This window comes from Zobellia uliginosa, assembly GCF_900156625.1.
In the GTDB taxonomy this organism is placed as follows: Bacteria; Bacteroidota; Bacteroidia; order Flavobacteriales; family Flavobacteriaceae; genus Zobellia; species Zobellia uliginosa.
Genome location: NZ_FTOB01000007.1, coordinates 144,347 through 157,419 on the forward strand (window position 1 = coordinate 144,347; position 13,073 = coordinate 157,419).

At 44.9% G+C, this 13,073-nt stretch carries 10 protein-coding genes; all 10 read left to right on the plus strand.

What is annotated here, in order from left to right:
- The first annotated feature begins 43 nt into the window (after positions 1–43).
- The 10 genes from BW980_RS19120 (at position 44) to BW980_RS19165 (ending at position 12,913) form a co-directional block, all read left to right on the plus strand.
- Complete coding sequence (locus BW980_RS19120; RefSeq protein WP_076456763.1) at positions 44–2,149, plus strand: alpha-galactosidase; 2,106 nt, start codon at positions 44–46, stop codon at positions 2,147–2,149.
- Positions 2,150–2,244: 95 nt separating this feature from the next.
- A complete protein-coding gene (locus BW980_RS19125; protein WP_175609924.1) occupies positions 2,245–4,512 on the plus strand; it encodes a hypothetical protein in 2,268 nt (755 codons plus the stop codon).
- A 20-nt stretch (positions 4,513–4,532) separates the two neighbouring features.
- A complete protein-coding gene (locus BW980_RS19130) occupies positions 4,533–6,152 on the plus strand; it encodes a sulfatase family protein (protein WP_076456765.1) in 1,620 nt (539 codons plus the stop codon).
- Between the two features lie 308 nt (positions 6,153–6,460).
- On the plus strand, positions 6,461–7,117 hold the full coding sequence (locus tag BW980_RS19135; protein ID WP_076456766.1) for an RNA polymerase sigma-70 factor: 657 nt from the start codon (positions 6,461–6,463) through the stop codon (positions 7,115–7,117).
- Positions 7,118–7,214: 97 nt separating this feature from the next.
- A complete protein-coding gene (locus BW980_RS19140; RefSeq protein ID WP_076456767.1) occupies positions 7,215–7,967 on the plus strand; it encodes a GntR family transcriptional regulator in 753 nt (250 codons plus the stop codon).
- Positions 7,968–7,974: 7 nt separating this feature from the next.
- Positions 7,975–8,781: a sugar isomerase domain-containing protein gene (locus BW980_RS19145; RefSeq protein WP_076456768.1), complete on the plus strand. Its 807-nt coding sequence runs from the start codon at positions 7,975–7,977 to the stop codon at positions 8,779–8,781.
- A gap of 69 nt (positions 8,782–8,850) precedes the next feature.
- Complete coding sequence (locus BW980_RS19150; RefSeq protein WP_175609925.1) at positions 8,851–9,633, plus strand: SDR family NAD(P)-dependent oxidoreductase; 783 nt, start codon at positions 8,851–8,853, stop codon at positions 9,631–9,633.
- A 23-nt stretch (positions 9,634–9,656) separates the two neighbouring features.
- Positions 9,657–10,991, plus strand: coding sequence for an FAD-dependent oxidoreductase (locus BW980_RS19155; protein WP_076456770.1), 1,335 nt, complete (start codon positions 9,657–9,659; stop codon positions 10,989–10,991).
- Between the two features lie 17 nt (positions 10,992–11,008).
- Positions 11,009–11,989: an ROK family protein gene (locus BW980_RS19160; RefSeq protein WP_076456771.1), complete on the plus strand. Its 981-nt coding sequence runs from the start codon at positions 11,009–11,011 to the stop codon at positions 11,987–11,989.
- Between the two features lie 240 nt (positions 11,990–12,229).
- Entirely contained in the window at positions 12,230–12,913 is a 684-nt protein-coding gene (locus BW980_RS19165; protein ID WP_076456772.1) for a creatininase family protein, read from the plus strand.
- Positions 12,914–13,073: the final 160 nt, after the last annotated feature.

The following is a 13,073-nucleotide window of genomic DNA, read 5'->3' on the forward strand; positions in this document are numbered from 1 at the left end:
GACTCCTTAGTAGGATACTACTTAAAATTAAAAGGTTTACATCATGAAAATTCAAAGTATTGCCCTATTGACGTTTTTGAGTATAGTTCTTGCTTCGGTTCAAGTCCGTGCTCAAAGTGAAGCACACGGTAATGAGCTGTCGGTGACCTTACATGGGGCCAAGGCTACTTTTAAAAATAAGGTATTACGGGTAACAACCGGAAAAGTGGAGCGCACCTGGGAGTGGAGCGGTTCTGGTTTTAAGACGCTTAGTTTTAAAAATACGCGTTCGGGAAAGGAATGGTGCACCGAAAAATCGCCTTATGATAGCGATTGGAATTTGCCGACCAAAATCGAAAATGCTTCCCCGGCCCGTTTGATAGCTGTAGAAGGCATAACTACCGATGATGAAAAGTTCACGACCGAACATATCTTGGTAAGGGCCTTGGTGAGATACGACTCCGGCATTGAACTGAACTATTTGGTTCGGGTTTACCCTAATGCCCCGGGAATATGGACGGCCCTTGAGGTCAGGGCCATTAACGGGTTTTCGCCAGAAGGCATTCCTGAAGATTTGGCCATGTATAAATCCTATGGATCGAACCAGCCCATAAAAATTGCGAGAAACGAGTTTATTCCGGTCAACTTTTCACAGCCCAACCAACGGCGGTATTGGGGAATTTATAACAATCCCGGAAACCGCGTGAATACCGATGACATGGTAAAAGAGCGTATTGTAAAGGGCTACCCGATTTTTCAGGATGAGCAGAATACCTGGGCAAACGGTCTTGTGGTACAGGCCGAAGACGAAGGCTTGATTTTGGTCAAGGAATCGAATAAGACGGTAAACAAATACGGGCACCAGACCGGTAGCTTTTATTGTACGCCCACAGGTGTGGAAGTAACGGGATGGGGGTTGAAGCCTAAGGAAATTACATCGGAGTTCAAACGGACTTGGGCCACATGGAGCATTTTGTATTCGGGAGGCAGCGATGCCTCTGAATTGGCCTTCAAACGTTTTGACCGTATACGCTACCCGATAAACATTGAACGAGATATGCATATTTTAATCGATACCTGGGGCAGTGATTGGCAAAATGGGGAGGACGATAAAATCTACGGCCGTCAGAATTCTGAGTTTTCGGTTATCGAAAAGGAAATAAAATCGGCCGCCGATCTGGGTATAGATATCGTTCGTATCGATGACGGTTGGCAAGAAGGGGGCACCAAGAGCAAAAAATCATGGCATCCCAATACCAATGTGGGCTATGATGCCAACTGGAAGAAAACCAAAAAACTGTCGAAGAAGTACAAGGTGGGTATCGGCCTCTGGGCGGCCATCCGCTATATCACTCCAGAAGAGCTGATAAAGAACCAAGAACAACTGAATGTAGCTACGTGGAAGTTTGACTTCGATAAACTTGAAGACCACGATGCCTTTGCCGATCGTATTAAGGGGATTCGTGAATTCATCAAAAAAACCGATTATAGCACACAAACATCGTGGTGCCCCGAATACGATGACCAGCGATACGGTTGGTACAGTCCGGCACGTGAAGTCGGCCCGATGTACTTTCAGAACATACAGAACAACTTGCCATCGCATTTGGCCTATGTGCCCTATATCACGCTAAGACATCATTGGATGATGGCAAAGTACTACAACATGAACGACTTACAGGCCCATTGGCAGAATACCTCGAGAACCAATCCAAAGTATTCCGATGCGCATTTGCACAGCCAATCCTATGCGGCCATGTCGGCATTCATGGCTGCGCCTTCCTGTTTTATGTTGACACAGCTGCTAAAGCCCGAAGAACGCGACGAACTTCGTGATGTAATAGGGCTTTATAAAGAACACCGTAAGGGCATTTGGGAAAACTATGTATTTCCTATAGGGGAAGAACCTAACAATGCCTCATGGACAGGCTTTCAAATTGCCGATCCCGAGAAAAAAGAGGGATATCTCATGATATTCAGGGAAATCGGCAATAAGGATCCCCAAGGAAAAATAGCCCTTAAATTCCTAAACGGAAAAAAGGTAAGCTTAACGGATCTTGAAAAACCCAAAGCCGGTACGTCTGACGAAATGAAGGTCGAGAACGGAAATCTTATCCTGACCATTCCTGAACCTGCAGGTTACCGCTTTATTAAATATGAAACCGATTAAAGAGGCAGGAATTCTTTAATGACAAGACTATAACAGAAGTAGATTTCGATAAAAGGAGGGCAAGATTCCCTCCCCAAAAAAAACGTATACAGACTATGGGAAAATCAGATGCAGTACTAAGGGCAATATGCAAATGTGTATTGATGACTTTTGGAATACTATTGTTTTCATGTGTAGATAAGGATCCCCAAGAATTGACGCTACATACTTCCGGACTGACATTGGAATTTAATGCGGAAGGGGAAATAAGCAAGGCGATATTTGAAAAAGGGCAGGTTGAAAAAGCGCTTGCAGGGCATTCTTTGCTCAAGGGATGCGTAGTGACCGATGTTCAGTTGGAAAAGAAATCGGATGACGAGATCGTATTCTTGAAAACGGTGGAGAACAGTACCTCAAAACAGAAGTTTCAGCTCACGGAAACTTTTAGGGCAACTGAAAACAGCATTCGTTGGGAAGTACAGATCAAAGATGATGGGGAAAATTGGTCTACGCCCATTCAAACCGTCTTGAACTATCCAGTTTCCGAAAATGTAAAATTTTGGGCCCCGTGGGCCGATCCAAGAGGTGATTTAAGTGGAGGGGGAACGGATAATAAAGAGATAGCCAATGCCATTATTGGCGAAGGCGACCTAGATGATTTAATGAGTTGGGCCGATCCGTTGGAGCCTATAGATGTGGTCGATGGTCTTTGGCATTATGGGGCCCCTCGATATGAATACCAAAATCCGGGCTTGTTGTATTGCCCGTTTCAAGGGGATGTAATAACCATTCCCATGGTAAGCTTTTGGGAGGAAAAAGACGATATAGGACTCAGCTTGGTGCTTTCGCCGGAAGATACCCTACTGGATATTGATGTGCGGACTACTAAGGAGGGAGAGCTTACCTTTTCGAGGTACAATCACAGATTGGGAAAAGGGAAGGAGCTGGGCTTCGCCATGGATATCGTTCCCCACCAAGCCGATTGGCGCAGTAGTTTGGGCTGGGTCGTAAACCGTTATGAAAATTATTTTCAGCCTGTCAATCCCTTGGCGGATCAAATAGCAGGTACGGGTGCATACTCCAATAGCGATGTCTCATTTGACGTAGAAAAGATGAAGAAGATGGCTTTCAGGGTAAATTGGAGGGCTTCTTTTGATTTTCCGTATATGGGCATGTTCGCGCCTCCGGTCGATGAGACCACCGAATGGTCAAGTTTTGTCCGTTTTAGCAATAGGGGCAAAGTGGCCCGAAAAACCACTTCAATGCCTATTATGCAGAACTATGCCAAAAAGATGAAGGATGCCGGTTTTTATGTATTGAGCTATTTCAATGTAACGGAATTCGGTACGCAAATCGAATATCCACGACCAGAATCTAAGCGGACAAAAGAGACACCGCTTTGGCGAGATGCAAATGACTACCTCTATGAGAACTTAGCCGATGCTATACTTTTTTCCCCTGAACAGCAGAAGGCCGTTTTAGATAAAGGTATATATAGCGTGAAGCCCGGAAATCCATTTTTTACTTGGGAAAAGGCAATAGCCGTAGACCCCGGTGTTGAGAGCTATCAAAATTTTCTGGTCGAACAGGCCGAGCGCACGGTCGAGGGAATACCGGATTCCTTCGGGATTTGCATTGACCGAATGGATTGGACCCGCTTCTATAACCATAGTACCGATGACGGGGTAAGTTGGATGGGCGAACAGCCCGTAGGGTCTTTGTTTATGTCGTGGATGGATATTATGGAAAAGATCCATCCCATATTTCACGACGCCGATAAGGTTATCTATGTGAACAACCATGTGAAACGTATTGAACAGTTGAAATATGTTGATGGTATTTTTGATGAGTTCACCTATTCCGGTTCCGCTTTGAATGCCATTGCCTTTTTGGGCAACCAAAAACCAACCCTGGGTTGGATGAGTACCGACAAGCAATTGCTTCCCGATCCCGATCAGGTAATTCAAAAATTCATTTACATGGGCGTTTTTCCCATGGCGCCGTTTCCGGGGAACGACCACTCCATGCGACCTTCAGATCTGGCCGATAAGGTGTATTTGGACTATGGCCCCTTGTTCGATCAAATGCGAGGGAAGAAATGGGTGTTCGAGCCACACGTAGTCGCTATTACCAGGGGAGAAGCAAAGGTAAATCTGTTCAAGACCAATGGTGGGTATAGCATTCCGGTGATGTATGCCGGCACAGGGGAAGCTGTAGAGGTGACCGTGCGAAAAGAAGGGTTGGTGAAAGAAGGATTAAAGGTAGTAGCCTATTATCCTGGAGACGAACAGCCAAGAGTGCTAGGGACAAGCGTAAAAGCTGGGGAACTGAAAATTGAAACCCCCATCAAACGAGGCTGTGCCATGATCAAGATTGAAATATAAAAAAAGGGAGGGTCTAAAATATGGTAAAATTTAAACGTAATTCGGTTATAACGCTTAAGGGGATAGGGGTAATCTGTACCTTGTTTATGGTTCAGCTTTCCGTCGCTCAGATTAAAAGGAAACCCAATATCATTTTTATCATGACCGATGACCATGCTGCCGGGGCAACAGGAATATACGGAGGTCGTTTGGCCGATCTGGGGGCTACGCCAAACCTAGATGCTTTGGCGAAGGAGGGTATGGTTTTTGAAAATTGCTTTGTGACCAATAGTATCTGTACGCCAAGTCGAGCCTCCATCATTACGGGTCAGTATAGTCAGACCAACGGTGTTCTCGATCTGTGGAACGAACTTGACGCCAATAAACAATACCTCCCCCAAGAAATCAAAAAACTGGGCTATGAAACGGCCATGATCGGAAAATGGCACTTGCACCAAGAACCTAAGGCCTTTGATTATTATAAGGTCTTTCCTTTGCAGGGTACATATTTTGACCCAGAGTTTAGGGCTAAAGATAAAGGAAAGTGGCCCGATAATACGGTGCAATACAAAGGACATAGTTCCGATGTGGTCACGGACCAAGCTTTGAATTGGGTGCATAACCGGAAGAACCCCGAAAAGCCTTTTTTCCTAATGTATCATTTTAAGGCACCTCATGATATGTTTGAATTTAACCCTAGGTATACATCGTATCTTGAAGATGTAAAAATACCTGAGCCCCAAAGCCTCTACGATCAACCTCATTGGGGCTCTGAGGCCACACGGGGAAAAAATGATAGTTTGCTACACGTTATCGGTTCCTCGATCTCGAGTCGCCACCCAAACCGAAATTATGTGGATATATACAAGACGGGGAATCTGCCTACGGAAAAAGAGCGAACAAGTGCCGCCTACCAGGAGTATTTAAAACGGTATCTGCGCTGTGTAAAAGGGGTCGATGATAATTTAGGCCGTTTTTTTGAGGATTTAAAAAAAGAAGGGCTTTGGGAAAATACCATCATCGTATATACCTCGGATCAAGGCATGATGCTGGGTGAACACGACTTTGAGGATAAACGTTGGATGTATGAAGAATCGATACATATGCCCTTTATCGTGAGGTATCCGGAAAAGATAAAAGCGGGTTCACGAACCAGTTATCTCATCAACAACACCGATTTTGCACCTACCCTGATTGAACTGGCCGGAGGAAGGGCTCCCGATTATATGCAAGGGAAAAGCCTAAAACCTATTATGGAAGGGGAGCGACCCGATGACTGGCGTAGTGCAACCTATTATCGCTATTGGATGCAGATGGTCCACCATGACATACCTGCACATTTTGGACTACGGAGTGAAAATTACAAGTTGATCTTTTTTTATGGACGATACCATAACCTGGAAAAAGAAGGAAGCCTTTCTATGTATTGGAACGATGAGGAACATTCCAATAAAGTGGAGCCTACTCCCGCTGCATGGGAATTCTACGATTTGAAAAACGATCCCGGGGAACTGGTCAACGCGTACCGAAATCCCAAATATCAAGACATCATTCAACAAATGAAGGCAGAGCTGAAAAGCACGAGAAAAGAACTGAATGAAGAAGATGATAAATATCCCCATTTACAAGAAATCATAATCCGCCATTGGAATGACGAATAGGGCCAACTAGCATATTCGCATGGCCGGAACTTTAAAATAAGGCCTATACCGCATACCTGTATCCACTGACTCTTTGAACGACGTTTGGGTTTGGCCGGGCCGAATGCAAGCTTCAGACAATCGCCCTTGGGTAAAATCATGGGTGCTTTTTGCTAGGCTGTAGTTAGCTTGTTTTTGTAATTGTTCATTTTTGAAGAGGTAATATTGATGTTTTAATAGATGTTGAGTAGGTTTTTTGATAAAAAATCATTTTTTATTTGCACAAATAATATATTATTATAATATTTGAGGAAATAAAAATAAAAGCAATGCCAACAACCCAAACCCTTCCGACAAAACAATTAGAGGCTGTACATACAGATGCTCCGGATCACTTATTGGTAGGGAAGGTGAAGTTGGGGTGTGCCCTGTCTTATGCCAAGCTGTTTGATATTTATGGCGATAAGCTTTATTATTTCGCTTTGGGGTATATAAAGTCACCAATCGAGGCAGAGGGAGTGGTGCAAGATGTTTTTGTAAAAGTTTGGGAGAAGCGTGAATCGTTAAAATTGGAATGTTCCTTTAAGTCGTACATTTTTACGATTGCCTTTAATTTGGTAAAAAAGGTGTTCAATAAGAGGAAGCGATTACGTAAGTATATTGATTCAAAGGAAAATATACACGGGTTCGATTTTTCTACGGAGAACCAAATCGAATATAATTTTATGATGGAATGGTTGAATAACCTAGTGGGCGAAATGCCGGAAAGGAGAAGGGAGACCTTTATCCAGAGTCGGTTCAATGGTCTTCCCGTGAAGGAAATCGCCAAGGAAATGAACGTTAGTCCGAAAACCGTGGAGAACCAAATAACGGCGGCCTTAAAATTCATCAAGGCGCATTGGGATATCGATGTGGTGTCTAAACGGTACAAGGCCAAGCCGAAGGTCAAGTTGGTCCAAATTGAACCGGCCGAATTAAGTTGCTAGTGAATACAGAGACATTGAAGGACATGGTAGATCATATTATTATATTTTTTAACGTAAATTCCGGTATTTTGATAAGAACACATTTAAATTCAGGAATTTGAAGAATAAAATACCGCTATATCATAAGGTTTACGACTACCTTTTAAAGAAGATAGAGAAGGAATTCAATCCAGGGGATCTACTTCCCACCCAATCTGAAATCGCCAAAGAAACGGAGACTAGTTTGATTACGGTCAAAAGGGCTATTAAGGAATTGGAAGCGATGGGCTACGTAGAATCTAAGGCAGGAAAGGGCACAACCGTCAAGAAGCCCCAAATTGTTGATAGCCATGTGGGCGTATCGAGTTGGACGGACTCTATAATCGGTCAGGGAAAAGTACCGAGTACGGCTTGGACGAAAATAGAGAAAAAGGCTCCGACCCATAAGGTTGCGGCAATTCTGGGTTTAAAGGCCCGTCAGAAAACCGTTTATGTAGAACGGCTCCGATTGATCGATAATAGGCCTATTTGTTTAATGTATAATGAAATGCCAATGCACTTGGTGCCTGGGTTTAATGAAGAAATAAAACTTGAGGAATCGATTTATACCTATTTGGAAGAGAATTACGGACTTATCGGTGTTTCGGCCGATGAGGAAGTATATGCTAGGGAGGCTACCGCTTATGAAATCAATATTTTAAAACTAAAATCACCCATCGTTTTGGTTATCGAAAGAACATCGTATCTGCAAGATGATACGCCTTATGAGTCGTCTTGCATCATTGCTGCGGCCGATTCTTACGTTTACCGTTCGAGACAAATCAATAAAACGGTAGACACCGAAATATTACGAAACTTATTAACCGAATAAAGATACTATGAGCCTAACATTTCCAGATCAACTAGATATAGTGAAGGAAGGTCTAAAAAAACAGGAAAAACTATTAAAGCAGGTAGCCGGATTTTACGCCGACGCTATAGAAAGTGGAGGTCTGGTGCATTTATATGCTAATGGGCATTCCCGTCAGTCCGTAGAGGAGACGGTCATACGTATGGGGGCACTTACGGGCTTTAAACCCATATTGTCCGATGCCATTACTACTTTTAATGACGTCACCGGGGCCAATGGTATTCGGGTAGACCAGTTTTACGAAAAAATTGAGGGCATAGGAAAGATACTTTTAAAGGAAATCCACTTCGGCCCTAAAGATGTGCTTGTGGTGATTACCGCTACAGGCACCACCCCTGCCGCGGTTGACATGGCCGCCGAGTTTAGCAAGCAATATCCCGGTCTAAAAATTATAGGTATTGCCAGCGCGACCCAATCGGCCAAGATTCCGCCACGCCATAGCGGGGGGAAGAACCTGATCCATATTTTGGAAGAGAACCCCAATGGCTATTTTATTGATAATTCAATGCCCAATGGAGACCTGTCGGTTGAGTTTCAAGGTAAAACGGACCGCTATAATGTATGTCCCCTGTCTACGGTAGGTGCCATTTCGGTAACACAAAGCCTGAATGAATTGACCATTAAGGAGCTGGATAAGAGAGGGGTAAAACACTATGTGTTGCGGAATATGCATATCGCCGATACTACCGACAATTATGATGAATGGTTAGATGATCAAAGAAAGCGATATGCCCTTGCCAGCCATAACCCCAACCGCGTACAACCGATCCAATAACCCTTGGGTGGCCCGGCCATTTGAGAAAAACTGAATGCACTGTGCACAAATGGCACAATGACCCGAGAAATGAAAGACAAGATTTTTATTATAACAGGCTCTTCCGGTATTGCAGCGGAAACCATTAAGATGGCCCTCGCAAAGGGGGCAAAGGTATTTTACATAGGTCGTGATGCCGGGCGCTGCCAAGACTTTCAAGATCAACTTAGAAAAGATGGCCTTGATGCCGATTATATCGTTGGCGATCTGGTCGATCCAGAGGTAGCTCCCGCCTTGGTAAAGGCCTGTATTGAAAAACATGGACGTATAGACGGACTTTTCAATGTTGCGGGAATTAGTGGCCGACGTTTTGGTGATGGTCCGGTACACGAGTGTACGGAAGAAGGATGGAACATTACCATGACGACCAATGTAACCACCCAATATAGAATGTGCCGGGAAGTAGTACGGCAAATGTTGGCCCAAGACCCTGATAAAGATGGCCTGAGGGGAAGTATTCTCAATATGTCGAGCATTTTGGGGCTGTCTCCCGAGCCAAAATTTTTCAGTACGATCGGGTATGCCGCGGCTAAAGGGGCCATAATCAGTATGAGTACCTCTATGGCATCAAAGTATGCGCTGAACAAGATTCGTGTAAATACGATCGCCCCCGGACTGGCATTGACGCGAATGAGTGCCAGGGCCACCCAAGACGAGGCCATTACGGCCTTTATGAAAGAGAAACAACCTCTTGAAGAAGGGGTTATGGAAGCCAAAGACGTGGCTTCGTCCGCCATATTCCTTCTAAGTAACCAAAGCAAATCTATTACAGGGGAAGTACTAAAGGTCGATGCAGGCTGGAGTATTTCCTGATCAAAATTAAGAGAAGTAAAATTATGCAAACATACAACAGATCATTGCCTATATCCGATAGTTACGACCTTATTGTAGTAGGCTCGGGCTCCGCAGGTTGCCCTGCGGCCATAGCGGCAGGTAGAAGAGGGGTAAGGGTATTATTATTGGAACGCTTAGGCTTTTTAGGAGGTACCAGCACGGCCGTATTGGATACGTTTTACGGGTATTACACCCCCGGGGAGCGTTCGGCCAAAGTCGTGGGAGGTATTGCCAACGATGTTGTAAAAGGCTTGGCGGGCTACAATGCCTATTTGGAACGCCCGAATTCTTTCGGAGCGGGTACCGGGGTTACCTACCATCCGGAATATCTCAAAGTGGTATGGGAACAACTGGCCAAAAACGCCGGGGTCGAAATCTTGCTAAACGCTTGGGTACAAGATACGGTAACCGATGGCGACAAGGTGGTCGGTTTGGTCGTGGCTACAAAAAGCGGACTCCAATATATCAAATGCAAACAACTGATCGATGCCTCCGGTGATGCTGATATTTGCCATCAGGCCGGAATCCCTTACGAATTGGCAGGGGCTATCGATCCGGCGCAGACCTTGACTACCACGTTTAAAATGACCAATGTAGATTTAGTCAAACGAAAAACGATATCCAAGGCGGAAATCAATACTTTAATGGAAAAAGCTGCCGCTACGGGACGGTTTAATTTACCTAGAAAGGAAGGTAGTGACCATATCACACCCGTGGATCATATGACGGCAACCATTATGACCCGCTTGTCGTCCTATAAAAAAGACGTCAATGGAAATGTTCTCAATGCCGCTGACCCGAAATTATGGTCCGATGCCGAAATGGAAGGGCGATTGCAGGCTTTGGAGTACATTCGGTTTTTAAAGGAATATGTTCCGGGCTATGAAAAGTCGGAACTCTCTACTTTTGGGGTTCAGATAGGGGTTCGTGAAACCCGAAGGGTATACGGGCATTACAGACTGACGTCCGAAGACGTTTTGGGGGGGCGTAAGTTCAAAGACCAGATCGGACTTTGCGGTGCGCCAATGGAAGACCATCACGATGGAGAGGGCGTTCGATGGCAGTATATTCCCAATGGGGAAACGGTAGGAATTCCATATCGTACCCTGGTTCCTTTGGAAAGTAGTAATATTTTGGTGGCGGGACGATGCTTCTCGGCCAACCACGTTGCACAAAGCAGTGTGCGATCTATGGGGCAATGCATGGTAATGGGGGAGGCCGCAGGTGTGGCTTCGTCAATGGCATTGCAAAAAGGATGTGCTCCTATCGATATCGATACGGATGAATTAAGGGCGATCTTGAAAAAACAAGGAGCCTTGGTAGATGCTCCCCAATAAGGGGCAAAATTATGCGAATGAAAGACTACACAATAGCAATAGATGTTGGCGGTACCCGAATAAAGGCGGGAATTGTCGATTCGGAAGGAAAGCTATACCGTTCCGAGGAAGTAAATTCAAATGCACATTTGGGAGCCGATGCTATGCTCGAAGTGGTAAAGGAATTGATAAAGAATCGCTTGCCCAAATCCGAAGAAGATGGTGTCTGTATCGGGATTGGATTGGGACTTACAGGTCCGGTTGACCCGAATATGGGCGTGGTTTTATTACCGGGAAAGTTTGAAGGACTAGAGGGGTTTCCTATAGTGCCTATGCTCAGGGAGGCCTTTGACCTCCCCGTTTTCGCAGAGAACGATGGCCGTTTGGCAGCCTATGCGGCCAAATATTACGGAAACGCCAAAGATGTCGATTGGGCTGTGGTCATTACCTTGGGTACCGGCATAGGTTCTGGGGTAATCATTAACGGACAGATTTTGGTTGACCCGCATTTTAATTTCGGTATTCAAATGGGACATTTGGTGATGGACGCCAGCAATAAGCAATTTTGCCTGACTGGAAATTATGGTACGGGAGAAACCTTGTGTTCGGCAACCGCCTTGGTAAACCAAGTGAAGACGGCAATTCAAAGAGGCCTTCCCTCGGTCTTGTCCGAGAGTTATTTTAAAGACCCCTTCCGTATAGGGTTTAAGGAAATAGCGGAAGCTTGTAGAAATGGAGATGAGTTGTGTATAAGGGAGTTGGAATTGTGGAAGGAACACTTGGCAGTGCTTCTTATCAATGCCACCCATGCCTACGGTCCCCAAAAAATCATATTGAGCGGAGGGGCCACCTTGGCGGCCGACCTTTTTCTAGACGATGTACGGGAAAAAGTCAATAAACGCGTATTTCGCTATCCGAAAAACAAAGGTGTCCCCATTGAGATATCTACTATTAAAGAGCATGCGGGCGTCTATGGTGCCGCGGCGATGTTAAGGGAAAAACTTTCCACTAAGAACTAAATCGGTAGGGTTATGACCTTCCTGTTAGGGGCTAGACCTCTTTTTAGGATATAATCTATATATGCCTTTTTTCAAAATAGAAGGGAAATCTTGGAACCATGGTAAACTATCTCGGGGCAAGCCCGAGGAGCGGTATTAAAAGGGATACACCTTGATTTCGAGGCAAGCCTTGGAGTATTTAATCTCGATTATCGAGTAAACAAAAAGTGGTTTCTAACAGTAATCTATATAAGTGAGCAAATGAAAGAGTGGCTAAAATTAACATCAGAAGAGATTGGGAAACTAGATAGGGCTATACCGGTTATAGTACCCTTAGGGTTGGTAGAGGCCCATGGGCCGCACTTGGCTACAAGCGTCGATATCGATACCGCCAATTATTTTAGCCGGAAAGTGGCCGAAAATACGGGGGCGATTCTCGCACCTTGCGTAAATTATGGTTTTGCGGATGAAATGCGCGATTACCCCGGTACGCTAGGGGTGACCGTCGAAACCTTTATGGCCATAGTTCAAGACCTGATACTGCGCTTCTATAAAACCGGATTTAAGAAAGTTGTTTTTATAACGGGACATGGGGCCAATAAAACGGCCTGCGAATTGGCTTTCTTTAAAATATGGGAATCACATCCAGATTTTAAAGGGGTCTGTTGGAACTGGTGGAGCGATTGCGGCATAACGGGTATTCACCATGCGGATAAGGGGGAAACAGAAGTCGCTATGGCTGTGGGTACACCCTCCAAAATGGAAGCCGTACGTGATTTTGAGGTAAATAAACCGTGGTATAAAATAGCTTCACGATACGAGTTGGATCCAGAATCGGGCGGTATTAACGGAAAACCGAGTCTTGCCGATATTGAAAATGGAAACAAGATTTGCAATAAGGCGGTTGAAGCACTGACCGAGAAAGTCAGGCAAGCCTTCGAATAGAAACATGGAACACTTTTTTTTGGCAGGGGCTTCCTGCCCTTGCCAGTGAGGCCAAAATCAAAACAGTAACAAAAGTACTAAGAGACGCTAAGTAGGAAATCAACTGAACACTTGAGGAAAGGGAATAGTAATTAGCGTCTCATTTGGCTTGCTACCCGTC

Excerpts from the sequence above, each read along its gene's own strand:
- BW980_RS19120 (WP_076456763.1), top strand. The coding sequence starts at position 44 with ATGAAAATTCAAAGTATTGCCCTATTGACGTTTTTGAGTATAGTTCTT.
- BW980_RS19125 (WP_175609924.1), top strand. The coding sequence starts at position 2,245 with ATGGGAAAATCAGATGCAGTACTAAGGGCAATATGCAAATGTGTATTG.
- BW980_RS19155 (WP_076456770.1), top strand. The coding sequence starts at position 9,657 with ATGCAAACATACAACAGATCATTGCCTATATCCGATAGTTACGACCTT.
- BW980_RS19135 (WP_076456766.1), top strand. The coding sequence starts at position 6,461 with ATGCCAACAACCCAAACCCTTCCGACAAAACAATTAGAGGCTGTACAT.
- BW980_RS19145 (WP_076456768.1), top strand. The coding sequence starts at position 7,975 with ATGAGCCTAACATTTCCAGATCAACTAGATATAGTGAAGGAAGGTCTA.
- BW980_RS19130 (WP_076456765.1), top strand. The coding sequence starts at position 4,533 with ATGGTAAAATTTAAACGTAATTCGGTTATAACGCTTAAGGGGATAGGG.
- BW980_RS19165 (WP_076456772.1), top strand. The coding sequence starts at position 12,230 with ATGAAAGAGTGGCTAAAATTAACATCAGAAGAGATTGGGAAACTAGAT.
- BW980_RS19160 (WP_076456771.1), top strand. The coding sequence starts at position 11,009 with ATGAAAGACTACACAATAGCAATAGATGTTGGCGGTACCCGAATAAAG.
- BW980_RS19150 (WP_175609925.1), top strand. The coding sequence starts at position 8,851 with ATGAAAGACAAGATTTTTATTATAACAGGCTCTTCCGGTATTGCAGCG.